Genomic DNA, 22,102 nt, shown 5'->3' on the forward strand with positions numbered 1-22,102 from the left:
GCATCGAAATAACCGTCCATATCCTCGACCGTCGAGAAGGTGTGCGTGTATTCACCGTCCTTCGCCTGACGGCGTGCCTCGGCATTGCGCAGTCGCTTGACCTCCTCCTCAAGGTCACGGAAATGGCGGTAGTCGTGTTCGTGATGATGAAGTACACGGGCTCGTTGTTGCGCAGCACCGTGACGGGGACTCCGTCCGCTACTTTCGCGAATTCCGCGCTGGCGGTTCCTCGCCCGAACCGACTGATGGGGACGAGTGTGTCCACCGGAACCATCAATTGCGCCATATCAAACCTCCATGCTGAGAAACATGTATATTTACATGCTGTCACCATGGGGGTTGCTACATCAGGCGACTATGCGGCAATCGTGGGCATGCGTGCGATAGCACGGTGCGGGCGTCCCCGGATCACTCGCGAATGGCGCAGCCCGTGGCGTATTCGGCGGCGGTGGCGACGCCGCGGTGCATGAGCGCGGTCATCACATCCGCCAGCTCCTCCTCGGGTGCATCCATGCCGGAGGCGACCCACTGCTCGAGCACCGCGCAGATCGCGCCCGACCAGAACCGCGCTGCGTAGCGTGGCCCGGTCTCCGCGGCGGAAGGCCCGTGGTTCATGTGCCGTTGCATCGCGTCCGTGATCCGTCCGCATATCCCGCTTTCAGCAACAGACGGTACTGCGGGGCGATGGCGCGCACCCCGGCGAGCAGCGCCAGCCACGCCTTATGCGTCTGGGTGATCGGGTCGTATGCGGTCAGCGTCCGGTTCACCGTCTCGATGAGACCATCCAGATATTCGGCGAGGATCGCCTCCTTCGAGGCGTAGTTGCGGTAGTAGGCGTTGCGGGAGACCCCCGCGCGCCTCGCGATGTCCGTCACGGTGATCGCGGCGAACGGCTTGGCCTCCATGAGCTGGATGAGCGCCCCCTCGATGCACTTGCGCACGAAGGCGTTCGACTCCTCGTTGTTGCGGTGCAGGGTGGCGATGCGCCGGCTGTCAGCGTCCACGTCGCAGACCCCCATGTCACATTCTCCCGTCTTCTGTCATGTCCGATGGCGGCGCGCTTGCGTCGCGGCGGCGGCTTCCATTAGCGTCAATGATGTCACACATGTTACATCACATCGACGAAATGACAACACCATGAACGACAACACCATGACACACGCAAGGCAACGCAAGAACAGCGGGAAAAGCACGAAAACCATCCTCGTCACCGGAGCATCGGGCGGCATCGGCAAACAGACCGCACTCGCGCTGGCTCGCCAGGGGCATACCATCATCATGCACGGGCGCAACCCGAACAAGACACGCGAGGCGCGGGACCGGATCATCGAACAAAGCAGCAACCCCAACGTGACCTGCCACATCGCCGACCTGTCGCTGATGAGCGAAGTCAAACGCTTCGCCGACGAGATCCGCGCCAAACACGACCGGCTCGACGTGCTCATCAACAACGCCGGAGGACAATTCGGCGATACACGCGAAACCACGACGGAAGGCCACGAAAAGACATTCGCCATCAACACGCTCGCGCCATTCCTGCTCACCAACCTGCTGCTGCCCCTACTGGAACAAAGCCCATCCGCACGCATCGTGACCGTATCCAGCGAATCCTACCGGCAAGCCGGACGGCCCATGCTCGACGACATCGAACTCGAACACCACTACTCGATGACACGTGCCTACGGATCGTCGAAACTCTACGTATGGTGGCTCATGCGACAGCTCGACGAACGACTCAAAACGGCCGGCATCACCAACATCACCGTCAACACCGTCGAACCCGGATCGGCCATCACCGGACTGCAACGCGAATCCCTGCGCAAATCCCCGTTCATGCTGCCCCTCATCATCCTTTGGATGCCATTCATGCGCACCGCGGCACACGGCGCACGAACCAGCGTGCACATGGCCACCTCCCCAGAAGTCGAAGGCATTAGCGGCGGATTCTGGGGCAACCGCAAACCCAAACGCATCAACCCCAAATGGATCTCACCCGAAGGGGAGAGGCGCGTCTGGGAATACTGCGAACAGGTCTGCAAACCCTATCTCCAATAGCCCTGCGATAGCCCCACGCATAGCCCCGCGACACCGGCGACTCCGGCATTGACTTCAAGCGCTTGAGGCCAGTAGCGTACAAGACCGTGCATCCGGACGTGACATACACGACACGATGCACGGCCGACCACGACGCCGGCCGACACAAAGAACACAAGGAAAGGACGATCATGGACAATCCAAGCGCATTCCCGATCGGGGAACCGAACGACGCCTACGCGCAGTACTTCGACGGACAAAGCTACCTGGCTGCGCTCGCCGGCGATGACCAGGTGAGCGTGGCGAACGTGACGTTCGAGGCCGGCTGCACGAACCATTGGCATGTGCATCACGGCGTTTGCCAGATCCTGCTCGCCGTGGGCGGCCGCGGCTACTACCAGATCGAAGGGCTCGATCCGGTCGAGATGAAGCCCGGCGACGTGGCCTACATCCCGCCGGAGACCAAACACTGGCACGGCGCCGCTCCCACCGAGGCGTTCGCGCACATCGCCATCATGCCGAAACGCGATGGTGCCTCCAACGAATGGCTCGAGCCCGTCGACGAGGAGGAATACCGCAGGCTCGTGTAGCCTCGTGGGACATCGTCTATTGCAGGAACCAACGCCATGCGGGAACCACGTCGATGGTTCCCGCAGGAGTGGTGACGCTTCCCCCCCTCATCCAATGAGATAAGCGTTCCGTGCCGTAGGCCCGTATTGGACATAGCTGCCGTGAGGTTGCCTATCTCGCTGCGGAATTTATTGCTCAACGACGGGTCCGCGAAGTCGGCGACGTTTGTGCTGTCAATGCCGGTCCGTACTGCGACCTGGATCAGTTGATATGGCTCGCCGGTCGCCTCGTCTCCGACGACGAAGTCCACTTCCGGGCAGTTTTTGGCTGAATATGAGGCGATCGCGTTGCTTCGGTTGTCGCCGTATCGTCGTTTGAGCTCTATGAACACCGCCGTTTCCAGCCGTTGCCCGAGGTCGAGATGATTGGCGGGCGCCACGGCCAATGAGAGGCCGGGGTCGACGGAGTAGACCTTGTACGAGGATTTGGGGTTGTCGCGAATGGAGAGGGTGAAGTCGCTCACTTTGAATAGCAGGTGCGCATCTTCAAAATCGTCCATCAGGTCATACAGCTTGGGGCCGGAGACCGGAACCTGCATGCCGCGCAGGGCTTTGATCTGGGCGTTGACGGAGAATTTGAGTCCTGTGGACCGCATGGCGTTGCGGGAAAAACGCGTGGCGACTCGCATCGAGGTGGTGCCGAATCGTTCCAGGACATCCTTGATTACGATCTCATCTGCATAGCCCTGAAGCATGCGCATGCGGTCAAGCGTGCCCATGCGCTGCACGGCGGGGAATCCTCCCACGTTGAGATATTCAACGAACGCGGATTGCAGCGGGCGCCGTGTGTTCGCGGAATACTCCCCGGCGATCCGGGTCGTCGGAATATCGTGGAACAGGCAATACTCCTTGAAACTCAGAGGCCACATCTCCCTTGACAGGGACCGGCCGCGCAGGTTCGTGGGAATGTCCGAAGACAGCAGCTTCGATGAGGAGCCATATATTTCTCCATCTTCTTCTGCCTGCAATGAAGATGCTATCACATCTTCATCTGTGTTCGATGAAGATTGAATTCTATCTTCATCGAACACAAACGAAGATATGGGCGCAGCTACAGTGGAAGAGGAGAGCCCGAAAGCGTGGATACTTCCGCTGGAATCTAATACCGCGGTACGGGCGCGGGTGGGATCTGGCCGGTTTTGCCCTGCATGTCGGAGGCGAGGTACTGCATGTCGAGGGCGGCCACGGCGCCGTCCGCGACAGCGGTGACGACCTGGCGCAGGTCCTTGGCGCACACGTCGCCGGCCGCGTAGACGCCCGGGACGTTGGTGCGCTGCTTCGCGTCGACCCTGATGTACCCGCGCTCGTCGAGGTCGACGAAGTCACGGACCAGCGTGGTGTTGGGGATGAACCCGGCGAACACGAACACGCCGAACGTCATGCCGCGTCGTGCCCGGTATTCGGTGGTTTCACCGGTCGTTCGATCCCGCAGTCGGGCCCAGCGCAGGCATCCGTCGCCCACGGAGCTGTCATCGGCGGATTCCCCGTCGGGAGATGACCCGACCGCTTCCAACACGGTATTGAACCTGACGTCGATCTTCGGATGGTGCATGCATTTCTCGGCCACCTGCGCGGCGCAGGTGAACCCGTGTCCGCGCACCAGCACGGTGACATGGTCGGCGAACTGCGTCAGGTACACCGCATCCTCGGCGGCCGAATAGCCGCCGCCGATGACGAACACCTCGTAGCCGTTGTAGATGTTGCCCGCCGAGGTCGCGCAGTAGGCCACCGAGCGGTCGGCGAACTCCCGCTCGCCCGTGAACCCGGCGCGGCGCGGTACCGCCCCGGTCGCGATCAATACGCTGAACGCGCGCACCACGCCCTTGGATGTGGCGACGACCTTGACGTCCCCGCGGGGGTCGATCATCTGCACCTTCGCCTCGAGGAACTCCGCGCCGAACCCGGCCGCCTGGCGGTGCATCGACTCGGCGAGCCATTGGCCGGTCGCCCGCTCGATGCCCGGATAGTTGCGCACCTCGGAGGTGAGCGTGATCTGGCCGCCGTACGAACCGGCCTCGACGACCAGCGTGCGGTAGCCGGCGCGCGTCATGTAGATCGCCGCCGACAATCCGGCGGGGCCGCCGCCGATGATGACGGCGTCGTAGAGATCGCCTTCCGTGTTGTCCCCGGCGACGCCGGTCGGGGAAAGGACGGGCAGCGGCACCGAGGCCGCATCCTTGTTTTCGCTCATGGCCCGTACGGTAGATGCGCAAACCTCACCCCATGTCACGGGCCGGTTACGCCGAGGAAAACCGGTGCTGCGAACAACACGCCAGCCGTTCTTCGCCCACGATCCCGCGTCGCACAGCAGTCACTGACGGTCTGCAGGCATGAATCGCGCTCCCGTGGCACCCCGCATACGACGTACGGACCGGTCGGACTAAGCTGAAATACGTGTGACCGACATGCGCGAAACAAAGGAGATTTGACATGGCCATGGATTCGCAGCTGAATATGAGGTCGACGGAAAGCACGGAACCGACGGTGGCTGACACGGCGTCGGCCAACGGCGGCACGGTCGTGAATCTTGAGGGCATCACGACCATCGCCAGCATAGGCACGGGCACGATGGGCCACGCCATCGCATTGCAGTTTGCCCTTACCGGCTATCCGACGCGGTTGATCGGACGCAGCGAATCGTCCCTGAACCGCGCGATGGCGAACATCCGCACGGACGCCACGACGCTTGCGGATGCGGGTCTGCTGCGGGGCGACGAGGGCGTGGACGACGTGCTTGCGCGCATCATGCCGGTCGTCGGCTACGAGCGGGGCGTCGCCGGCGCCGATTTCGTCATCGAGGCGATCGCCGAGAACCTCGACGTCAAGCGCGAGGTCTGGCGTGAGATCGAACAGTTCGCGCCCGCGGACGCGATCTTCGCCACGAATACTTCCGGATTGAGCCCGACCGCCGTCGCCGAAGCGCTTGAGCGGCCGGAGCGGTTCGTGGTCGCGCACTTCTGGAACCCCGCCCACCTGATGCCGCTGGTCGAGGTCGTGCCGGGGGAGCGTACCGACCCGCAAACGCTCGGCACCACGGTCGAACTCATGAAGCGCATCGGCAAGAAGCCGGCGCAACTCAACAGGGAGGCGCTGGGGTTCATAGGCAACCGGCTGCAGATGGCGGTGCTGCGCGAGGAGTTCCACATCATCCAGGAGGGCATCGCCGACGCCGCCACCGTCGACGATGTGATGAAGTACAGTTTGGGCCGCCGCTGGAATCTGGTCGGTCCGGTCGCGAGTATCGATCTGGGTGGACTCGACGTGTTCTACAACATCAGCACCTATTTGTTCGACGACATGGACAACGGCACAGGTCCGAGCCCGCTGCTCACCAAAAAGGTCAAGGCCGGTGATCTCGGCGCGAAGACCGGCCGAGGCTTCTTCTCCTGGCAGGGCGAGACCGGCAAACGCATCATTGAGCGCCGCGACGCGGCCCTGCTGCAGGCCCTGAAGGAGGACATGGCCGAAGACGAGGACCGCTGACAGAAGGGTATGAGGGCTTCTCCCCGTGTCCCGAATACGCTTGAACTGCGATTCGGAACATAGGGAGAAGCCCTCATACGATCAATCGACGTGTTGTCGCCTGAGCTCAGTCCCTGATGCCCTTGGTGAGCGGGATCAGCATGAGCGGCAGGACGATGCCGACCAGCCCGACGATGACGCCCTGGTTGAAGGCGTTCCATTCGGGCAGCAGACCCATGCACATGCCGAGGGCGAACAGAATGCCGCCGATGGTGCCGAGAATCATGGATACGAAGTTCTTCCTGGTCATGATGATGACTCCTTCTTGGTGATGACAACCGCCGTCGTCTGCCGTTGACGCCGACGACGATACGCGTCGTTTTCCGGACGATTGTTGATGGAATGTTGACGATTCATGAAAAGCTGCGTTATGGTCAAGCCGGCCAAACGCCCCTTTCTGGCGAAACTGGCCGGCAGACTCGCCAAACGACACACCAACGGGGGAGCGGCGGCGCGGGCGGCACGCCTGTATCTCAACTGGACCAGCTGGGAGAACGACGACCGAGTCGCGCTTGCCACCGTTTTCTCCGTGTTGCTCGGTGCCGCCATGGCCGCGCTCAAACTGGCGATGGGCATCGCCACGATGTCCGTGCTGTTCATTTGGAATCCCAGCACACCGCGAATGCAGATCAATCCTCCGGACTGTTCGGCATCGGACTCGGCGCGCTGTCCATCCTCATCGGACTATGGATGCTGCTGCGCAAACGATGGCCCGAACAGGCCATAGCCAACCCGGCCGGCACTACCATGTCATCGAAAGTATCAGGCGAATAACCGACAACCCATGACAACCATACGGAAGACCCCACACCCGATCATGACCGACAATCGTCACACAGACACCACGCCCATCAACCCGACCCACGAAACCACACCGGTTTCGTCGACACCTGCACCAACCATCACCGACCGTCAGTGCACCGCGATCTTCGTGGTTCTCCTAGCCGCATGCATCGCCGGCGCGTTCGCGCAAACCGCGCTCACCACCGCGCTGCCCGCCATCATGACCAGCCTCGACATCTCCGCGGTGCTCGGCAACTGGCTCACCAGCGGATTCTCACTCGCCATGGGCGTGATCATCCCCGCCACCGCGTTCATGATGAAACGATTCCCGACCAAGCCCCTGTTCCTCGTAGGCCTCGCCATGTTCGCCGGCGGCCTGCTGCTCGCCGCCGTCTCGACGAGCTTCCCGCTGCTCATGGCGGCCCGGATCATCCAGGCGTTCGGCTCGGGCGTCTCCCTGTCGATGACGCAGGTCATCATCCTCGCCCTGTACGCCGAATCCGGCGTCGGCACCGCCATGGGCTTCTACGGTCTCGCCGTATCCGCCGCCCCGGTGATCGCCCCGACCTTGGCCGGCATCATGGTCGACAACTGGGGATGGCAGTCGATCTTCTGGGTCTCCGGCGTGATCTCGGCCGCGGTGTTGGTCATCGCGCTGCCGCTGATGCGCAACGTGCTCAAGACCACGCGCGACGCGCACCTCGACGTGCTTTCGTTCATCCTGTCCGCATTCGGATTCGCGGGACTCCAGCTCGGCTCCAGCAACCTCGGTGTGCGACCGTTCGCGAGCCTCGAGGTCGGCGGCGCACTGCTGCTCGGAGTGGCCTGTCTTGCGCTGTTCGCTGTGCGGCAGTTGCGCATCGATCATCCACTGCTGGAGCTGCGCATCTTCGCCGTGTGCGACTTCACCGTGGCGGTGCTGCTGAGCATGTTCCTGTACGCTGTGCTCATCGCCGGCTCCACGATCCTGCCGATCTACATGCAGCAGATGGACGGTGCATCCGTGACCGTCTCGGCCTTGTCGATGCTGCCGGGATCCTTGGTGATGGCCGCGTCCTCGCCGATCACCGGTCGCGTATTCGACCGCTTCGGCATCCGCCCGCTCGCGGTTGGCGGCATGGCGTTGCTCGCTGTGACGATGGTTCCGTTCGGTTTCCTCACCTCCGCGACGCCGATCTGGTGGCTTGCCATCGTGTTCGCCGTGCGTTCGATCGCCGTGTCGATGGTGATGATGCCGGCCGCCACATGGGGTCTCGCCTCCGTGGATCGCGCGCATGCCAGCGACGCGAGCGCCCTGTTGACATCGCTCAGGACGATCGCCGGCGCGCTCGGCTCTGCCGTGTTCGTGGCCATCATGGTCGCCTGCGGCAACAATCCCGCCGGCGTGAATGTGGCGTTCTGGGCCATGATCGCGCTGACGGCAGCCGGCTTTGTCATGGCCGTCCTCTTCTGTCGCAAGCGCTGAGCCGGTTTCTGGGATCCGCGGACCCGCCGGCGCGCCGCCCACGAGACTATGCTGAAAGTAAGCGGATGACGGGAGCATCAATGAACGCGGAAAACACATTCACCATGATGGGCATCACAACGCAATGGGATGACGACACCATCGTCATCAGCGAAGATGGTTATCCCCGTAAAGCGGTGTTAACCAATGATGGCCGGATCCTTTCCTCCACGTTCGGTGTCGAGGGGGAGTCGTTCCTCCATCACTGGTTCAATCGGGTGAAGCCTACTGTGGACGGGCTTCGTGCCATTGATCGCGAATACGCCAATGCCTGAGATCTTCAGCTTCGCCGGCTATTCCATCTATTTCACGGCTCTCGACCGGGACCATGGTGTGCATGTACATGTGCTCAAGGCTCCCGACACGACCTCGCACGGTTCGTGTTGAATGCCGATGGAACGGTCTCGCTGGCACACAACAAGGGTGGACTATCTGCGAAAAGCATTCGCAGACTCCAGTTCTTCCTCACCTCGAACTATGGGGATGTGCTTGCCGCCGGGCGCATGTTCTTCGGCGATGACTATCATTTTGACCGCTGACTTTTCGTCTGTTCGTGTATGGCCTCAGTCCATTTTCGCCTGCTGTGCATGCGATTGTCGGCGTGTTTTCTCTTGAGGCAAGTGGACAGTATTCGACAAGGTGATGGCGCAGGCGACGAACTACAAGTTGCACTTGGAGTGAACAATCTGATGGCATCGTCATGGCCGTCGTCTTCTGCCGCAAGCGGTGAGCCGGTTCCCGGGATCACATTGTGTCGAGTCCCGGGAACCGGCGTCTTTCGATCAGCTCACTTGGTCAGGAACGCCTTGTACGCCTCAACCTGCGCGGCCAGCGCCTCGTCGCTGATGCCGAAGGACGCGAACGTGACGAACGGCTTGACCCACGTGGCGTTGATGTGGTTGGCGGTGCCCTCGAACGGCACGAGCACCTGGTCGATGGTGAAGCGGTTGTCGCCGTCCGGCTGATACTTCGACTCCGGTGATCCGGTGGACACGGCGACGACGAACTCCTTGCCCTCGAACGCGTGGCCTTCGGAGCCGTACGCCCAGCCGTGCTCCAGCACCACATCCTCCCACTCCTTGAGGAGCGCGGGGGAGGAGAACCAGTAGAGCGGGAACTGGAACACGACGCGGTCGGCGGCCTCGACGGCCTGCTGCTCGGCCTTCACGTCGATGTTGCCGTCCGGGTACAGCGCGTACTCGTCGCGCACGGTCACGTTCTCCAGTTCGCCGGCGGCATCGGCCAGCGTCTTGTTCACGTGGGACTGTCCGTTCAGATTCGGGTGGAACACCAGAACCAGCGTCTTCTTCATATCATGCTCCTTGTCTTCGGCGATTTGATGGTCAACCATCAGTGTCGCAAATGGCGGGACTGGCACGCACGGCGCTACGTCGTAGGCGAACAGGATGACGTATGCGTCCGTGCGGCACGTTGTCGGCGACACTCATTACGGTTTACAGCCATGTGTTCCCTACTGATGGCCATGTGCCCGCAGACCGGTGGTCTGCCTGGCAGGTACGAGTACTGAGGTCTCCGAGCCGAGACTTCGGACCAAGGCGGGGCCATACCCAAATGCGCGTAATGGCCGCCCGATCATCGTCAGCAATCGTCAGCAAGCATCGTCATCACAACAAACGGCGCGACATGCCGCGTTTTCCGCGTATGCGTCCAATGAAGAAAGATACAGAACACATCATGTCTCAGAACAACCATGCCGTCGAAACGACGGCAATCGCACATGACTGGCGCGAGGACGGCTGGATGCGCCGCGTCGCGCTCCTGCTCGCCGGTCAGGCGTTCTCCCTGCTCGGTTCCAGCATCGTCCAATATGCCCTGTGGTGGTGGATCGTCCTCGAATCGCGCACCGGCGCGTCCATGCTGTTCGCCACCCTGTTCGGCGTGGTGCCGCAGGCCATCGTCTCCATGTTCGGCGGCCCCATGGCCGACCGGTACAACCGCAAGATCCTCATCATGCTGCCCGATCTCATCATCGCGGCCGTCACTGTGTTCCTGTCCGTGAGCTTCGCGCTGGGATGGGCGAACCTCGCGGTGATCTTCGCGGTCCTGTTCATCCGCTCGGCGGGCGGCGGCATCCAGATGCCCGCGGTCCAATCGTTCATCCCCGATGTGACGCCTACGGGCAAGTTGTTGCGCGTCAATTCGATCTACGGCGTCATCAATTCGGCGAACATGATCGTCGCGCCGGCGATCGCCGCCGTGCTCATCAACATGGTGCCGTTGTGGTCGATCCTGCTGGTCGATGTGACGACCGCGGTCATTGGCGTCGGCTTCGTCGCGATGATCCGCGTGCCGGCGAAACGTCCGGCGGACGGATCAAAGGTAGATGCCGACGTGGCCGACGCGGCAGGGGAGCCGTTGCCGGACGGACCGCTGCCGCTCGCCGTCCTCAAACGCACGTTCGAGGACGTCAAGGACGGCTTCGCCTACACGATGCGTCACCCGTACCTCAAGGGCGTGGTGCTCGGCGACGCGTTCACCTGCTTCATGTCCGTTGCGCCGATGAACCTCACCCTGTTGCTCATGACCCGCGAATACAAGGGCATTGATCTGAATCTCGGGTTCGTGCATCTCACCACCGCGTCCGACAAGCTCGCCGCCAACGAGTTGGGTTTGAGCGTCGGCATGCTGCTCGGCGGCGCGCTCATGTCCGCGTTCGGCTTGAAGCTGCTGCGGAAGGCCCGCGCGCAGATGCTCATGGTGGCGTTCGGCATCGCGATGGTGGGCGTCACCGTCATCGGGCTTGGCATCGCGTCGAACCTACTCGCGTATCTCATCATCGACGTGCTCAACGGCGTCGCCTCGGCCCTGTGCGTCGGCCCGATGCGCACGATCATGCAGTCCGAATCCGATGAGTCGATGACCGGGCGCGTGTTCGGCCTGGACAACACGTTCGCCACGTTCGGCATGCCGTTGGGCATGCTGATCTTCGCCCCGCTCGCCGACGTGATTCCGATCGCGTGGGTGTTCATCGCCGGAGGCCTGCTCACCCTGCCCGTCGCCTGGTACGTGCTGTATTTGACCCGGCGCGGCGTATCCGCGCGAACCTGAGTCGCGTCCGGCGCCGTCCATGCCTATCAGCGCGACGTGCCATCGATGTTGGCGGGGAGGCAAGGCATGGCAGCTGGTAGCTGAATCGAACGCGAATACGGAGACGAGGGGAACGAACATGGTGGTGGATAACACCCTATCTTCACTTGCTGGAAGTGAAGATAGGGGTAAATCTTCTCTCATGAAGAGTGAAGATGGGGATTGGATGATCTCTTCCGGGGCTATGCGCGGGTGCCTTCGGCATGATCGTTGGGCTTGGCTGCTTGGTTTTCGCCAGCGTCCGCGGTATGTGGGGCGATGCGGGGGAGCAGCTCCTCGGACATGAACCGGCCGATCTCGGTGGGGTCGATGAGATCGCGATCGTTGAGCGCCGCACGGAAGATGCCGAGAATACCCGAAAGATAGAAATGCTTGAGCAGCTCCAGCCGACGGCGTTCCTGCGGGTCTTTGATATCCTCGACGTTCGGGGTGTCCGGGAACAGGATCGGCTGGATGTACGGCCATACGCTGTTTTCGGCTCGTTCCACGAACTTCGGGTCTCCATGCGGACCGAGCAGCACCCTGCCATAGCGGAACAGCGTCATGGGCACATCCATCAGTTCGGGCGTGATGGCAAGCTGGCCGTCGCGCATCGATGCGGAGAGCATCGCGTCGCGCTGCGTGATCAGGTCGTCCTCGATCTGGTCGCGCACGTCCCGCACCGACGAGAAGTACAGGTAGAACGTGGCCCTGTTGTAGCCGGCGAGATCGGTGATCTGTTTCACGCTGATCTTCTCGATGGGCTTCTCCTCGTACAGCTTCCAGAACGCCTCCTTGATGTTCCTGATGGTCTGTCCGGTCAGTTCCGGGTTCTTCCTGGCCACTGCTCACGCTCCTTGAATCACTCAGGGGAATCACTCGATATATCACGGGAAATTGTCGATTGATGATTGCCGTCGACCCCATTATCGTGTGATGCGACGACATACTGTCGAGTAATCACAAGAGAGGAAACCGACCATGTCCTTCCTTCAATTCCATGACGTCGTGCGCCGTTACGGCAGCGGCGAATCCGAAGTGCTGGCACTGAACCACGCGACCTTCGACATCGAGAAAGGCGAGCTCGCCGTCATCCTCGGTGCATCGGGCGCCGGCAAATCCACCACGTTGAACATCCTCGGCGGCATGGACCGCGCCACCTCCGGCACCGTCACCATCGACGGCAAGGACGTGACCAAGGCCAGCGAGGCGGAACTGACCGATTACCGTCGCTTCGACGTCGGATTCGTGTTCCAGTTCTACAACCTCGTGCCCAACCTCACGGCCCTTGAGAACGTGGAGCTCGCCAGCCAGATCTGCCCCGACGCGCTCGACGCCCGCGAGACCCTGAAGAAGGTCGGGCTGGGGGAGAGACTCAACAACTTCCCGGCGCAGCTCTCCGGCGGCGAGCAGCAGCGCGTCGCCATCGCGCGCGCCCTCGCCAAGAACCCGAAGCTCCTCTTGTGCGACGAACCGACCGGCGCGCTCGACTACAACACCGGCAAGCAGATCCTCCAACTGCTGCAGGACGCCTGCCGCGACCGCGGCATCACCGTCGCCCTCGTCACGCACAACTCCGCGCTGGCCCCGATGGGCGACCGCCTGATCCGCTTCCGCTCCGGCAAGGTCACCGAGATCAAGCACAACCCGAACCCGACGCCCATCGCCGACATCGAATGGTAGGAAGCGACATGGGACACGCACATGGCGCGCGCAAGGCGCGCACGAAACGCACCGCACTCTACAAGGACGCCTGGCGCGCGATCGCAGGCAACGGCAAACGCTTCGCGGCGATCGCGGTGATCTGCGCGGTCGGCGTGATGATGATGGGCGCCCTCTCCTCGATCAGCAACGACCTGCGCGCGGGCATGGACGAATTCCTCGACACGACGTCGATGCATGATCTGAACATCGTCTCCACACTCGGCTTCGACGACGATGACATCGCCGCGCTGCGGGGTGTGGACGGCGTGGCCGAGGCCGCCGGAGTACGATCCTCCAACGCGTACACGAAGATCGACGACAAGCAGGCGTCGGCCACGGTGACCGCGCTCAACGACCGCCGCATCGACGAGCCGTATCTGACCGAAGGGCGACTTCCCAAGGCCGCGCACGAGATCGCCGTGACCGGCCAGTACCTGACCGACAGCGGCAAGAGGATCGGCGACACGCTCACGTTCACCGTCGACGAGTCTTCGGCGTCGACCGGCACGTTCGAGGACGGCGACTACACGATCGTCGGCACGGTCATCGATCCGAACGACATCGTCAACCCCACCGGACCGCTCGCACTCGTGACCGCATCGAAGACCGTATACCCGCTGTTCGTCGACCAGCAGGCGGTGGCCGACGACGACGCGCCGTACACGTCCGCCGCGATCAGGGTGGACGGCGCCAGCGCGATGAACACCTACGATGACGCCTACCTCGACCGAGTGGCCGACGTGCAGTCGAACATCGAAAAGATCCAACCGGAGTCCCCGGCCACATGGATCATCCGCGACCGCAGCGTCCTGGCAAGCTGGGCGGACGTGAAGACCGAATCCGAGATGATCAGCCGCCTCGGCAAGCTGTTCCCGATCCTGTTCCTCGTCATCGCGATCCTCGTGAGCCTGACCGCGGTGGCGCGCATGGTGGAGGAGGACCGCCAGCTCATCGGCACCTACAAGGCGCTCGGCTACACGCGGCACGAGACGATGCTCAAGTACCTCATCTACTCGGCCGCCGCCGTGCTCGTCGGAGGCGTCATCGGCGACCTGATCGGTCTGCTCGGCCTGCCGCTCGTGTTCACCAAGCGCATGTTGCACCTGCTGTACGTGATCCCCACCTACCCGCTGCTCATCGACTGGACGATCGGACTGGGCGGCATCACCCTGTTCCTCGTGCTCATCACCGGCAGCGCGATGGCGGTATGCGCCGGGTCGCTCCGGCTGGACCCCGCGGAACTGCTGCGTCCGAAGGCGCCGAAGGCCGGCAGGACCATCCTGCTGCAGCGGATCGGCTTCGTGTGGAACCACCTGAGCTTCCTCGGCAAGGTGACCGCGCGCAACCTGTTTAGATACAAGTCCCGCGCGCTGATGGTGATCATCGGCGTGCTCGGCTGCACCGCGCTCATGACCGCCGGATTCGGCATGGGCTCGTCGGCGCTCACGCTCATGCCTCGCCAGTTCGACGAGATCGCGAAATACGACGTCATGGCCGTGACCTCGCCGGCCGACCATGACGCGGCGCAGCGTGACCTCGACAGCGACCGTGACGTCGACTCCTCGCTGCCGTTGCATGTCGAAAGCGGCACGCTGTCCGCGGCAGCGGGGGAGACGGGTGAGTCCGGCGGCAACGCCTCCGACGAGAAGCTGACCGTGCAGCTCATGGTCGTGCCCGACGGCGAATCCCTCGACGGCTACCTTGACCTGCATACGAGCGACGGGGAGGCGCTCACGCTCGACATGTCGGATTCCGGTTCGGCGGTCGTCACCGCCAACGCTGCGAAGACACTGTCTTTGTCCGGTGGCGGCAAGGTCTCCCTGACCGATGCGATGAACGACACGACCGAGGTGAAGGTGACCGGCGTGGCCCAGTACTACACCGGCAACATCGTGGTCATGTCCGAAAGCGCGTACCGTTCCGCCTTCGACATCGACGACGACACGGATCTGACGCTCAACGCCGACCTCATCAAGGTGAAGGGCGATGACGACGCGCAGATCTCGTTCGCCGACCGACTGGCCTCGCAGGACGAATACCTGTCCGTGACGAGCGCCGCCAAGCAGATGAGGGACTTCGGCAAGAGCTTCATGATCTTCTTCGTGATGATCGGCTTCATCGTAGTCATGGCGGCCATCCTCGCCGTGGTGGTGCTCTACACGCTCGCCTCCACGAACATCTCCGAGCGCGAACGCGAGCTCGCCACCATCAAGGTGCTGGGCTTCCGCAGGAAGGAGGTGCACGGGTATGTGAACAAGGAGCTGCTGCTGCTCGCCTGCATCGGCATCGCGATCGGTCTGCCGTGTGGACGTGGCCTGCTCGGCTTCCTGCTGAGCCAGCTCGACCTGCCGGGCATGAACATCGTGCCGAACGTGGCATGGTACTGCTATGCCACGGCCGCCGCGCTGGCGCTGCTGTTCACCGTGCTGGTGGAACTCGCCACGAACCGTTCCCTTGACCGCATCGACATGGTCGGCGCGCTGAAGAGCCCCGAGTGATCCCCGGATGACGGGAGCGATTCCCGTCATCCGCTCCATTCTCATCGTTGGAATAAAGCCGCAAAGCCTTACGGGAGTAGGGCTGATCGGCTTTTTCATTTCCCGGCGAAACCTGCGTTTTCCTACCGATTCCTGAAAAAATGTGGGCAAAATGTGGGCAAAAATCGAGGCCCGGAAACAGCGTCGCGACACGTGTCCGCGACCGTTTCCGGGCCTCGATTTCTCTCAAACGGAGGGGGTATGCGCGCGACGCGGCACGCGTACCCCCTCCTTATGCCGCCGCGCTGTCGTGCAGCAGCTGCTTGTAATCCTCCACCATCTGCAGGGTCACGTCGAGCGCCTGCGCGATGAGATAGCTGTCGCCCTCGTACATGCGCTCGGCGACCGCGTATTCGGTGGGTCTGATGAGTCGGGTCGCCGCATCCCTTCGTGCTCGTTTTTCGGCCTTGACGTCGTGGGCGGTGTCGCATCCCCGGTCGCGGTGCCGGGCGTGGGCGAGTTCATGGGCCAGCGTGCAGCGCTGCATGTATTCGGGCATGTTCTCGTCGATGATGATGAGTCGCGCCTGATCGTAGTAGTATCCGCATTTCCCCGTGGCCAGTGGCCGTTCCTCGACCGTGACCCCCATGTGCGCGGCTTCCTCGAGCAGGTCTTCGTACCGCATGACCACAGCCTTCCTATTCGCGCGGGGTGTTCATCTCGTTTTCCTTGTCCGGGTCGGTGCTGGCCATGAGGCCGAATTCCTCCGGATGCGCCGCGATGCGGTCGGCGAGGGAGCCGGCGTCGTTCGCGGACGCCCGTGATGGTTCCATGCGGTTTCGGGCCTCGATGCGCCGGGCCTCGGAGATGATGCGACGCAATACCTGGACGGGATCCGCGTTGCACACATCGCAGATCAACAGAAACTCGGACAGACGCACGGGAGCCTTGAGACCAAGGCGGAGATCTCTGACTCTGTTGTAGCTAATTGATTTTCCAAGCTCAGCGGCTAATCCTCTGTCTGAAAATCCATTGGCTCGCAGCATTCTTGCAATAGCTTCAGTCGCGCATATATCGTATGCGGTCCATTCATAACTTTTCGTCGGCATGCTCATATCTTACGGGCTAACACTTGATGACACGCCATCACTTGATGACACGCCGTCACTTGACGCCATGCTCGCAAGTGCTATCTTCATAGCTAGCAAGTGATAGCACAGAAAGGAGTCAGAGAGATGGACGCCAAGGAAACCGAGGAGCCCCGGACCGAGACCAAGGCCACGGTCACCGCGGTCGGAGCCGTGAGGGTCTTCACCGCCGAACGCGAGGACGGAACCCGACTGAACGTCACCGGCCACGCGGACGGCACCCTCACCATCCGCATCGGACGCGGAGGCGACGGCCCAAGCTTCACGCTCAGCGAGAACGCCGCCGACCTCCTCCTCACCCTCTAAACCCACACGAAAACCCCGGCCGGCAATATCCGGCCGGACCCAACCCGAAAGGAGCCCCATCATGACGGACCGCAAATACCTCGACGCCGCCGCCAAACTCACCAAACTGACACGCGACCGCCAACTCACCCACAGGACGCCGCGCACCGAGATCGCGCACAACACCTGCCTCAACCGGGCCAGCGTCGCCAAATACCTCGACCGCAGCGTGGACATGCCCCTCACCGTGTTCATCGCCACACAGGACATGACCGGCGGAGACCCCGTCGCCACCCTCGCCCACGTATGCGAGGAATACGGCATCACCCCAAAGGAAACCGCATGACATCAACCAAGAACCCTACGGCGCTTCACATAGCCGAAGCCCTGCTCGCATTCCAGGCTGCGACGGTTCCCGAGCTCGCTCGTCCAGACGACACCGATCGAGACCCTGACGCGAGGAGACCCATAGAAACCGTTGCCGTACCGGCCGGCGTCCTCACGCAGCTTCTCGAGCATGAGAGGGGCGTCGAGCTTGAACTCGCCCAAACCGGGCAAAGCCTCCCTGAACCCCTCGGCTATGGTCTCGCCCTCGCAACGGACAAGGACGGACACGTCACGTGCCTCGAGACCGCAGTCATTCCGGACGAGGAGGACGGAATCCGAGGCATCGTACTCGACCGACCAACGATAGACGGTCTGATCGAGGCCGGACGCCAACGCCCGTTGAGCGATCAGATTCGCGTGTTCTCCTATCTCGTTCGCCTTGGCTGCCAGCTCATTGGCGGACGAGGCGGCGTCACGGGAATCGGTGGAGATGCGGTTCGCTTCCTTCGCGATTCGGTTCGCATCCTCCGCGAGCTTGTTCGCCTTGCGCGTCTGGAACAGGGCGACCAGCCCGGAGACGCAACCCACGACACCGCCGACGGCTCCGACCGCCGTCCAGAAATCACCCCAACCCACACCCCGGATTCTATCCGGAACAAAGAAAAAGCCGCCGGATCCAGCGGCGGCCACGTCAAATGAAAGAAGGTCAAATGACACTCCCAACCCTACAGGACACGACACGCGACAGCCAGACCACAGGCGTGTTCCACGGCCTGACCGTCAGCGGCCAACCCCCATACATCACGCCACTGGCCACCCGGATCCCCGCAAGCGTCGAAGCGAACATCATCCGGCTTGGCGCCGCCGAACCCACGCGCATCATGCTCGAGATCGGCCCCGAAAACATGCGACGCCACGTCGCCCTCACCCCCGACGACACGCGACGGTTCGCCCGACGGCTCCTCACCCTCGCCGACCACATCAAGGAGGCGTGACATGAGCGCATACATGCCCGAACAGCACCGGCGCAACATCCGCCGGATCGGAGACCTCATCGACGACGTGACCGGCCTGCTCGACGAATACCGGCGGCTCGACCCGAACATCCTCACGTTCGCCGACACCATCAACGAGCTCGTGGACGCGCGCATCAGCCTCACCAACACCATCCGAGCCATACGGCAGGAAGTCGAAGCGCAGGCCATCGAACAGGCCCGCCGGCTCGAACCCGAACCCGTCACCCTCGAAATCCCCATCATCAGCATCCCCGACCACGACCACAAGGACCAGGCATGAAAAACGACACGACAACCCCCATGGAGGGGGAGACCATGACCGTCGCGGAAGCCGCCAAATACCTCGGCTGCGCGCCCAAAACCCTCGCCAACCACAGGTACCTCAACGACGGGTGGCCCCGATACATCAAAATCGGCCCGCCACCGGCGGAAGGCAAACAGGACCGGAGAAAAGTCGTATACGAGGCCGCCGACGTACGACGTTTCCGGGACAGCGGATTCATGACCCACACGGAAGCGAGATGACCCATGAGCAGCAGCGCCAAACAACAGGCAAGCCGACGCGAGGAACTACGCCTCACCGCGCAGGAACGCCTCGACACCGACACCGCGAACCGCATCCTGTTCCTCCTCACGCAGATCGACGACAGCATGGACGAGATCGGCCGACTGTTCCCCGACTACGCGCGGAAGACCATCATCACGTTCACCGAGATCACCGGCACCAAAGGGCTCACCGCCCGGCTCGGCCACGACCTCGACTACGGGAACGCCAGCCGGTTCATGTACACGCTCGACCAGCTCGCACGGGAAGGAACATGGCGATGACACGCAAGGACACGCTCCTCGCCGCCCTATGGCTGCTCGCGCTCGCCACCGCCGCGGCCACGACCCTATGGGCGGGCATGTGGCTCATGGCGGGACTCCTGCGCGCGGGCACGCTCAGCGTCCTCCACCTGACCGCATTCATCCTGGGCGGCGGCGTCGGCACGCTCCTATGGGCGCCATTCGACGACCGGAAGGAACAGCGATGACGACGGCCGATAGCTTCACCCCTTGCCCGCCCGGCGACCCCGTCGCCAATAGCTTCACACTCTGCCTGCCCGGCGACCCCGTAGCCAAAGGCCGGCCCCGCGTCTACCACGGGCACGCCATCACACCCCGCAAAACCGTTCACGCGGAGGAACGCCTGTTCGCCGAATTCCGCCGCAAATACCCGAACGCCAAACCCCTCACCGGGCCGGTACGCATCAGGGCGGAGTTCTGGATGCGCCGACGCGGCAAACCCGACATCGACAACCTGCTGAAAACCATCCTCGACGCGTTGAACGCGGTCGCCTACATGGACGACGCGCAGGTCATCGAACTCCAAGCCGCCAAACGCATGCCCGACCAGCGGATACGCGGCGTCCGAGGCCAATACCGCAACAGGAAGACCGGCGACCCATACACGTGGCAGGGACGCGAATACGAACCCCACCTGTACGTGGAAATCACCGAACTGCCCGCCTACGGGCCCGACACGGAAAACATTCCGACAACCAGATGAAAGGCAAAACATGAACCACACCGAATACATCACGCAGACGCTCATCGACGACGAGAACATGCCCGCCGACCTCGCCGCGCTCTACCCGACCGCCAGCAAGATCGCGGACGCGGCCAGCGCGTTCATCGACAAGGCCGACCAGTCGATCCTCAAAAAGAACCTCACCGGCCAGAAAGCGCAGATCGTCGCCAAATGCATCGACATCTGCCAGCACGTCATCAAGGAAGGCGCCGCCATCAGCCGACTTCTACGCAACCCGAACGGCAGCATCCAAACCCTCAACGAACAGGCCCACGACATGCGCCAGCCCGACACGGACGAGAGCATCGCCGAAGTCGTCGCCGAAATCGAACCCGCAAACACCGACACCACGAACGGAGACAGGCAATGACCGACACCACGACCCGCACCAACACGGATACCACCCGCAGCATCCCGACAACGATGACCTTCAACACCGGCGGCCAGCTGACCACCATGACCGACACCGGGCTCGCCGAACAATACGAGCGGCTGCTCGCCCGCCAGGCCGAACGCGTCATCATCCTGCAAGCCGAAATCAAGGAACGCCAGGACGAACTCGACACCCTGAAAAACCTCATCCTCGAACAACACCCCCAACCCGGCACCTACCAGGCGGGCGACCACAGAGTGCAGGTCAAACAGGGAAGCCGCCGCATCGACGCGAAACGATTCGAACACGCATACCCCGCCACCCAGTACCCGAACGCCTACCAGCTGAAACCGAAACCGTTAAGCCAGCTCGAACGCGAATTCACCGCCGACGCGATGAACGAATACGCGGTCAGCACGAAACCCATGGTGGTGGTCTCATGAACCGCCTGCACACGGGCAACATCGCCGACATCATCGCCCGCACCATCAGCGAATACGACCTGAAAGCCGACGACGGCCAATCACCCACCGACGACCTGTACATGATCCGCAGCAGCCAGCTCGACGAACTCAGCCTGACCGCCGCCCTGCGCATCAGCGAACAGACCGCGAAACTCGAACGGAAGGAACAACAGCCATGAACGACGCCAGCCAGGTGCTCGCGGTGGCACGACTGCTCGCCGACGACACCAGCATCCCACCGGAACCCGCCACACAGGGGCGACGCCAGCCACCCGCCGACAACCAGCCCAAACGAACCGACACCGGCGAGGAGCCGCGACTGTGGCCCGAAATCCGCATGATGATCGAAACCGGCATCCGCGACCAGCCACGCGAAAAACAACGCGAGATCGGCCCCAGCGAACTCGGAGTGGACTGCGTGCACTGCCTCGCCGCGAAACTCGCAGGATGGCCCCAGACCCGCAGCGTCGCATGGATGCCGTTCATCGGCACCTGCGTGCACGAGCACTTCGAGAGAATGTTCGGCGACATCGAACGGTTCGAAACCGAAATGCGCGTCACCGTGGGCACGCTCAACGGCATCTACGGGAACACCGGCCTCCACGGCAGCATCGACCTGTACGACCGGAAGACGGGCAGCACCATCGACTGGAAGATCACCGGGGACGCGACCATCCGCACCGCGAAAACCCAAGGCCCATCCCAACAATACCGGGTACAGGCCAGCCTCTACGGCATCGGCTTGGAAAACATGGGGGAGACCTGCGAACGCAACTGCATCTACATGCTGCCCCGCAACCGGACGTCACTCAACGACGCCTACACGTGGGAGACCCGGTTCGACCCGCAGCCGGGGCGATGGGCCATGAGCCGCGCGCAACTGCTCATCAACCTCATGGACCTCATCGAACTCGAGGACGGGACGGACGTCAGGGACGCGTGGATCCACGGCCTGCCGAAAACCCGGACGCACTGCTTCCAATGCGGCACATGGCCCGACGACAACCTCGGCGAGGCGTCCGAACTCAACGCCGACGAGTATCCGCCCGTCCCCGACAAATGGCGGCGGCTCGTCCCATTGATCGAACCCACCTACAGGGAAAGTGAGCGCACCATGTGAGACAAGACCCTCGGAAACGTTGGAACACCAACGATCCCCATATCCGGCATGAAGGCCGA

General features: G+C 62.6%; 31 protein-coding genes and 1 pseudogene. 21 read left to right on the forward strand and 11 right to left on the reverse strand.

Features of this window, described 5'->3' with window-relative positions; translation table 11 throughout:
* Positions 1 to 408 precede the first annotated feature (408 nt).
* Positions 409 to 615 carry a TetR-like C-terminal domain-containing protein gene (locus CSQ85_RS01330; protein WP_190972824.1) on the reverse strand — a complete coding sequence of 69 codons (207 nt, stop codon included), beginning with the start codon at positions 613 to 615 and terminating at the stop codon, positions 409 to 411.
* Positions 612 to 1,004 carry a TetR/AcrR family transcriptional regulator gene (locus CSQ85_RS01335; protein ID WP_190972825.1) on the reverse strand — a complete coding sequence of 131 codons (393 nt, stop codon included), beginning with the start codon at positions 1,002 to 1,004 and terminating at the stop codon, positions 612 to 614. The genes CSQ85_RS01330 and CSQ85_RS01335 overlap by 4 nt, the downstream gene beginning before the upstream one ends.
* A gap of 133 nt (positions 1,005 to 1,137) precedes the next feature.
* Here CSQ85_RS01335 and CSQ85_RS01340 point away from each other — a divergent pair, with 133 nt between their 5' ends.
* Both CSQ85_RS01340 and CSQ85_RS01345 read left to right on the forward strand, forming a co-directional pair.
* Positions 1,138 to 2,055, forward strand: coding sequence for an SDR family NAD(P)-dependent oxidoreductase (locus tag CSQ85_RS01340; protein WP_223846753.1), 918 nt, complete (start codon positions 1,138 to 1,140; stop codon positions 2,053 to 2,055).
* Positions 2,056 to 2,225: 170 nt separating this feature from the next.
* Complete coding sequence (locus CSQ85_RS01345) at positions 2,226 to 2,624, forward strand: cupin domain-containing protein (RefSeq protein WP_150382514.1); 399 nt, start codon at positions 2,226 to 2,228, stop codon at positions 2,622 to 2,624.
* A gap of 269 nt (positions 2,625 to 2,893) precedes the next feature.
* Here CSQ85_RS01345 and CSQ85_RS13300 read toward each other — a convergent pair.
* Both CSQ85_RS13300 and CSQ85_RS01355 read right to left on the reverse strand, forming a co-directional pair.
* Positions 2,894 to 3,694, reverse strand: a pseudogene (locus tag CSQ85_RS13300) (ATP-binding protein); the annotation flags it as partial.
* 68 nt (positions 3,695 to 3,762) lie between these two features.
* Positions 3,763 to 4,854, reverse strand: a complete 1,092-nt coding sequence (locus tag CSQ85_RS01355) for an FAD-dependent oxidoreductase (RefSeq protein WP_150382516.1) — start codon at positions 4,852 to 4,854, stop codon at positions 3,763 to 3,765.
* A 377-nt stretch (positions 4,855 to 5,231) separates the two neighbouring features.
* On the opposite strand from CSQ85_RS01355, the gene CSQ85_RS01360 reads away from it, so the two are divergent.
* Entirely contained in the window at positions 5,232 to 6,146 is a 915-nt protein-coding gene (locus CSQ85_RS01360) for a 3-hydroxyacyl-CoA dehydrogenase family protein (RefSeq protein WP_449495012.1), read from the forward strand.
* Positions 6,147 to 6,252: 106 nt separating this feature from the next.
* Here CSQ85_RS01360 and CSQ85_RS01365 read toward each other — a convergent pair whose 3' ends face one another.
* Both CSQ85_RS01365 and CSQ85_RS01370 read right to left on the reverse strand, forming a co-directional pair.
* Complete coding sequence (locus CSQ85_RS01365) at positions 6,253 to 6,435, reverse strand: hypothetical protein (protein ID WP_150382517.1); 183 nt, start codon at positions 6,433 to 6,435, stop codon at positions 6,253 to 6,255.
* Positions 6,432 to 6,785: a hypothetical protein gene (locus tag CSQ85_RS01370; protein ID WP_150382518.1), complete on the reverse strand. Its 354-nt coding sequence runs from the start codon at positions 6,783 to 6,785 to the stop codon at positions 6,432 to 6,434. The genes CSQ85_RS01365 and CSQ85_RS01370 overlap by 4 nt, the downstream gene beginning before the upstream one ends.
* On the opposite strand from CSQ85_RS01370, the gene CSQ85_RS13305 reads away from it, so the two are divergent.
* The 3 genes from CSQ85_RS13305 to CSQ85_RS01385 all read left to right on the forward strand — a co-directional run bounded on the left by CSQ85_RS13305 (position 6,786) and on the right by CSQ85_RS01385 (position 8,747).
* Positions 6,786 to 6,959 carry a hypothetical protein gene (locus CSQ85_RS13305; RefSeq protein ID WP_223846755.1) on the forward strand — a complete coding sequence of 58 codons (174 nt, stop codon included), beginning with the start codon at positions 6,786 to 6,788 and terminating at the stop codon, positions 6,957 to 6,959.
* Between the two features lie 43 nt (positions 6,960 to 7,002).
* A complete protein-coding gene (locus CSQ85_RS01380) occupies positions 7,003 to 8,433 on the forward strand; it encodes a DHA2 family efflux MFS transporter permease subunit (RefSeq protein WP_190972826.1) in 1,431 nt (476 codons plus the stop codon).
* An 80-nt stretch (positions 8,434 to 8,513) separates the two neighbouring features.
* The gene (locus CSQ85_RS01385) at positions 8,514 to 8,747 is read left to right on the forward strand and encodes a hypothetical protein (protein ID WP_146143616.1); all 234 of its coding nucleotides are present in this window, start codon (positions 8,514 to 8,516) and stop codon (positions 8,745 to 8,747) included.
* Between the two features lie 512 nt (positions 8,748 to 9,259).
* Here CSQ85_RS01385 and CSQ85_RS01390 read toward each other — a convergent pair.
* Positions 9,260 to 9,784, reverse strand: a complete 525-nt coding sequence (locus CSQ85_RS01390) for an NAD(P)H-dependent oxidoreductase (protein ID WP_150382520.1) — start codon at positions 9,782 to 9,784, stop codon at positions 9,260 to 9,262.
* Positions 9,785 to 10,233: 449 nt separating this feature from the next.
* Between CSQ85_RS01390 and CSQ85_RS01395 the strand changes: the two genes are divergently transcribed.
* A complete protein-coding gene (locus CSQ85_RS01395; RefSeq protein WP_223846778.1) occupies positions 10,234 to 11,541 on the forward strand; it encodes an MFS transporter in 1,308 nt (435 codons plus the stop codon).
* 221 nt (positions 11,542 to 11,762) lie between these two features.
* Here the strand turns inward: CSQ85_RS01395 and CSQ85_RS13310 are convergent, their stop codons facing one another.
* The gene (locus CSQ85_RS13310; RefSeq protein ID WP_223846756.1) at positions 11,763 to 12,404 is read right to left on the reverse strand and encodes a TetR/AcrR family transcriptional regulator; all 642 of its coding nucleotides are present in this window, start codon (positions 12,402 to 12,404) and stop codon (positions 11,763 to 11,765) included.
* Positions 12,405 to 12,540: 136 nt separating this feature from the next.
* On the opposite strand from CSQ85_RS13310, the gene CSQ85_RS01405 reads away from it, so the two are divergent.
* Together CSQ85_RS01405 and CSQ85_RS01410 are read left to right on the forward strand one after the other, a co-directional pair.
* Positions 12,541 to 13,242, forward strand: a complete 702-nt coding sequence (locus CSQ85_RS01405; RefSeq protein ID WP_150382522.1) for an ABC transporter ATP-binding protein — start codon at positions 12,541 to 12,543, stop codon at positions 13,240 to 13,242.
* A gap of 8 nt (positions 13,243 to 13,250) precedes the next feature.
* Complete coding sequence (locus tag CSQ85_RS01410) at positions 13,251 to 15,761, forward strand: ABC transporter permease (RefSeq protein ID WP_190972828.1); 2,511 nt, start codon at positions 13,251 to 13,253, stop codon at positions 15,759 to 15,761.
* Between the two features lie 271 nt (positions 15,762 to 16,032).
* On the opposite strand, the gene CSQ85_RS01415 is transcribed toward CSQ85_RS01410, so the two are convergent.
* Positions 16,033 to 16,425 carry an ImmA/IrrE family metallo-endopeptidase gene (locus CSQ85_RS01415; RefSeq protein WP_150382524.1) on the reverse strand — a complete coding sequence of 131 codons (393 nt, stop codon included), beginning with the start codon at positions 16,423 to 16,425 and terminating at the stop codon, positions 16,033 to 16,035.
* Positions 16,426 to 16,438: 13 nt separating this feature from the next.
* Positions 16,439 to 16,855, reverse strand: a complete 417-nt coding sequence (locus CSQ85_RS01420) for a hypothetical protein (RefSeq protein WP_150382525.1) — start codon at positions 16,853 to 16,855, stop codon at positions 16,439 to 16,441.
* Between the two features lie 120 nt (positions 16,856 to 16,975).
* On the opposite strand from CSQ85_RS01420, the gene CSQ85_RS01425 reads away from it, so the two are divergent.
* Together CSQ85_RS01425 and CSQ85_RS01430 are read left to right on the forward strand one after the other, a co-directional pair.
* Entirely contained in the window at positions 16,976 to 17,194 is a 219-nt protein-coding gene (locus CSQ85_RS01425) for a hypothetical protein (protein WP_150382526.1), read from the forward strand.
* Positions 17,195 to 17,255: 61 nt separating this feature from the next.
* Complete coding sequence (locus CSQ85_RS01430; RefSeq protein WP_150382527.1) at positions 17,256 to 17,519, forward strand: hypothetical protein; 264 nt, start codon at positions 17,256 to 17,258, stop codon at positions 17,517 to 17,519.
* A gap of 2 nt (positions 17,520 to 17,521) precedes the next feature.
* Here CSQ85_RS01430 and CSQ85_RS01435 read toward each other — a convergent pair whose 3' ends face one another.
* Positions 17,522 to 18,136: a hypothetical protein gene (locus tag CSQ85_RS01435; protein WP_150382528.1), complete on the reverse strand. Its 615-nt coding sequence runs from the start codon at positions 18,134 to 18,136 to the stop codon at positions 17,522 to 17,524.
* A gap of 74 nt (positions 18,137 to 18,210) precedes the next feature.
* Between CSQ85_RS01435 and CSQ85_RS01440 the strand changes: the two genes are divergently transcribed.
* Genes CSQ85_RS01440 through CSQ85_RS01485 form a run of 10 tightly spaced genes read left to right on the forward strand, consistent with a single transcriptional unit; the run spans position 18,211 to position 22,043 of the window.
* Positions 18,211 to 18,495, forward strand: coding sequence for a hypothetical protein (locus CSQ85_RS01440; protein WP_150382529.1), 285 nt, complete (start codon positions 18,211 to 18,213; stop codon positions 18,493 to 18,495).
* 1 nt (position 18,496) lies between these two features.
* Entirely contained in the window at positions 18,497 to 18,796 is a 300-nt protein-coding gene (locus CSQ85_RS01445) for a hypothetical protein (protein WP_150382530.1), read from the forward strand.
* Complete coding sequence (locus tag CSQ85_RS01450; RefSeq protein WP_223846757.1) at positions 18,793 to 19,041, forward strand: helix-turn-helix domain-containing protein; 249 nt, start codon at positions 18,793 to 18,795, stop codon at positions 19,039 to 19,041. The genes CSQ85_RS01445 and CSQ85_RS01450 overlap by 4 nt, the downstream gene beginning before the upstream one ends.
* Positions 19,042 to 19,044: 3 nt before the next feature.
* Positions 19,045 to 19,344 (forward strand): hypothetical protein, encoded by a 300-nt coding sequence (locus CSQ85_RS01455; RefSeq protein ID WP_150382531.1) that lies wholly within the window; start codon positions 19,045 to 19,047, stop codon positions 19,342 to 19,344.
* On the forward strand, positions 19,341 to 19,550 hold the full coding sequence (locus tag CSQ85_RS01460; protein WP_150382532.1) for a hypothetical protein: 210 nt from the start codon (positions 19,341 to 19,343) through the stop codon (positions 19,548 to 19,550). The genes CSQ85_RS01455 and CSQ85_RS01460 overlap by 4 nt, the downstream gene beginning before the upstream one ends.
* Positions 19,547 to 20,065: a RusA family crossover junction endodeoxyribonuclease gene (locus CSQ85_RS01465; RefSeq protein ID WP_150382533.1), complete on the forward strand. Its 519-nt coding sequence runs from the start codon at positions 19,547 to 19,549 to the stop codon at positions 20,063 to 20,065. The genes CSQ85_RS01460 and CSQ85_RS01465 overlap by 4 nt, the downstream gene beginning before the upstream one ends.
* A gap of 10 nt (positions 20,066 to 20,075) precedes the next feature.
* Positions 20,076 to 20,456, forward strand: coding sequence for a hypothetical protein (locus tag CSQ85_RS01470; RefSeq protein ID WP_150382534.1), 381 nt, complete (start codon positions 20,076 to 20,078; stop codon positions 20,454 to 20,456).
* Positions 20,453 to 20,902 carry a hypothetical protein gene (locus CSQ85_RS01475; RefSeq protein ID WP_223846758.1) on the forward strand — a complete coding sequence of 150 codons (450 nt, stop codon included), beginning with the start codon at positions 20,453 to 20,455 and terminating at the stop codon, positions 20,900 to 20,902. Before CSQ85_RS01470 ends, CSQ85_RS01475 begins: the two co-directional genes overlap by 4 nt.
* On the forward strand, positions 20,899 to 21,102 hold the full coding sequence (locus tag CSQ85_RS01480; RefSeq protein ID WP_150382535.1) for a hypothetical protein: 204 nt from the start codon (positions 20,899 to 20,901) through the stop codon (positions 21,100 to 21,102). Before CSQ85_RS01475 ends, CSQ85_RS01480 begins: the two co-directional genes overlap by 4 nt.
* The gene (locus CSQ85_RS01485) at positions 21,099 to 22,043 is read left to right on the forward strand and encodes a hypothetical protein (protein ID WP_150382536.1); all 945 of its coding nucleotides are present in this window, start codon (positions 21,099 to 21,101) and stop codon (positions 22,041 to 22,043) included. The genes CSQ85_RS01480 and CSQ85_RS01485 overlap by 4 nt, the downstream gene beginning before the upstream one ends.
* The last annotated feature ends 59 nt before the right edge of the window (positions 22,044 to 22,102 follow it).

The sequence above is a fragment of the Bifidobacterium rousetti genome, from assembly GCF_008698235.1.
Taxonomy (GTDB): Bacteria; Actinomycetota; Actinomycetes; order Actinomycetales; family Bifidobacteriaceae; genus Bifidobacterium; species Bifidobacterium rousetti.

Excerpts from the sequence above, each read along its gene's own strand:
- CSQ85_RS01450 (WP_223846757.1), top strand. The coding sequence starts at position 18,793 with ATGAAAAACGACACGACAACCCCCATGGAGGGGGAGACCATGACCGTC.
- CSQ85_RS01380 (WP_190972826.1), top strand. The coding sequence starts at position 7,003 with ATGACCGACAATCGTCACACAGACACCACGCCCATCAACCCGACCCAC.
- CSQ85_RS01390 (WP_150382520.1), bottom strand. The coding sequence starts at position 9,784 with ATGAAGAAGACGCTGGTTCTGGTGTTCCACCCGAATCTGAACGGACAG.
- CSQ85_RS01485 (WP_150382536.1), top strand. The coding sequence starts at position 21,099 with ATGAACGACGCCAGCCAGGTGCTCGCGGTGGCACGACTGCTCGCCGAC.
- CSQ85_RS01420 (WP_150382525.1), bottom strand. The coding sequence starts at position 16,855 with ATGAGCATGCCGACGAAAAGTTATGAATGGACCGCATACGATATATGC.
- CSQ85_RS01445 (WP_150382530.1), top strand. The coding sequence starts at position 18,497 with ATGAGCGCATACATGCCCGAACAGCACCGGCGCAACATCCGCCGGATC.
- CSQ85_RS01340 (WP_223846753.1), top strand. The coding sequence starts at position 1,138 with ATGAACGACAACACCATGACACACGCAAGGCAACGCAAGAACAGCGGG.
- CSQ85_RS01360 (WP_449495012.1), top strand. The coding sequence starts at position 5,232 with ATGGGCCACGCCATCGCATTGCAGTTTGCCCTTACCGGCTATCCGACG.
- CSQ85_RS01460 (WP_150382532.1), top strand. The coding sequence starts at position 19,341 with ATGACACGCAAGGACACGCTCCTCGCCGCCCTATGGCTGCTCGCGCTC.
- CSQ85_RS01470 (WP_150382534.1), top strand. The coding sequence starts at position 20,076 with ATGAACCACACCGAATACATCACGCAGACGCTCATCGACGACGAGAAC.
- CSQ85_RS01365 (WP_150382517.1), bottom strand. The coding sequence starts at position 6,435 with ATGACCAGGAAGAACTTCGTATCCATGATTCTCGGCACCATCGGCGGC.
- CSQ85_RS01430 (WP_150382527.1), top strand. The coding sequence starts at position 17,256 with ATGACGGACCGCAAATACCTCGACGCCGCCGCCAAACTCACCAAACTG.
- CSQ85_RS01355 (WP_150382516.1), bottom strand. The coding sequence starts at position 4,854 with ATGAGCGAAAACAAGGATGCGGCCTCGGTGCCGCTGCCCGTCCTTTCC.
- CSQ85_RS01475 (WP_223846758.1), top strand. The coding sequence starts at position 20,453 with ATGACCGACACCACGACCCGCACCAACACGGATACCACCCGCAGCATC.
- CSQ85_RS01425 (WP_150382526.1), top strand. The coding sequence starts at position 16,976 with ATGGACGCCAAGGAAACCGAGGAGCCCCGGACCGAGACCAAGGCCACG.
- CSQ85_RS01405 (WP_150382522.1), top strand. The coding sequence starts at position 12,541 with ATGTCCTTCCTTCAATTCCATGACGTCGTGCGCCGTTACGGCAGCGGC.
- CSQ85_RS01330 (WP_190972824.1), bottom strand. The coding sequence starts at position 615 with ATGAACCACGGGCCTTCCGCCGCGGAGACCGGGCCACGCTACGCAGCG.
- CSQ85_RS01395 (WP_223846778.1), top strand. The coding sequence starts at position 10,234 with ATGCGCCGCGTCGCGCTCCTGCTCGCCGGTCAGGCGTTCTCCCTGCTC.
- CSQ85_RS01370 (WP_150382518.1), bottom strand. The coding sequence starts at position 6,785 with ATGAACAGCACGGACATCGTGGCGATGCCCATCGCCAGTTTGAGCGCG.
- CSQ85_RS01415 (WP_150382524.1), bottom strand. The coding sequence starts at position 16,425 with ATGCGGTACGAAGACCTGCTCGAGGAAGCCGCGCACATGGGGGTCACG.
- CSQ85_RS01465 (WP_150382533.1), top strand. The coding sequence starts at position 19,547 with ATGACGACGGCCGATAGCTTCACCCCTTGCCCGCCCGGCGACCCCGTC.
- CSQ85_RS01385 (WP_146143616.1), top strand. The coding sequence starts at position 8,514 with ATGAACGCGGAAAACACATTCACCATGATGGGCATCACAACGCAATGG.
- CSQ85_RS01455 (WP_150382531.1), top strand. The coding sequence starts at position 19,045 with ATGAGCAGCAGCGCCAAACAACAGGCAAGCCGACGCGAGGAACTACGC.
- CSQ85_RS01440 (WP_150382529.1), top strand. The coding sequence starts at position 18,211 with ATGACACTCCCAACCCTACAGGACACGACACGCGACAGCCAGACCACA.
- CSQ85_RS01345 (WP_150382514.1), top strand. The coding sequence starts at position 2,226 with ATGGACAATCCAAGCGCATTCCCGATCGGGGAACCGAACGACGCCTAC.
- CSQ85_RS01480 (WP_150382535.1), top strand. The coding sequence starts at position 20,899 with ATGAACCGCCTGCACACGGGCAACATCGCCGACATCATCGCCCGCACC.
- CSQ85_RS01410 (WP_190972828.1), top strand. The coding sequence starts at position 13,251 with ATGGGACACGCACATGGCGCGCGCAAGGCGCGCACGAAACGCACCGCA.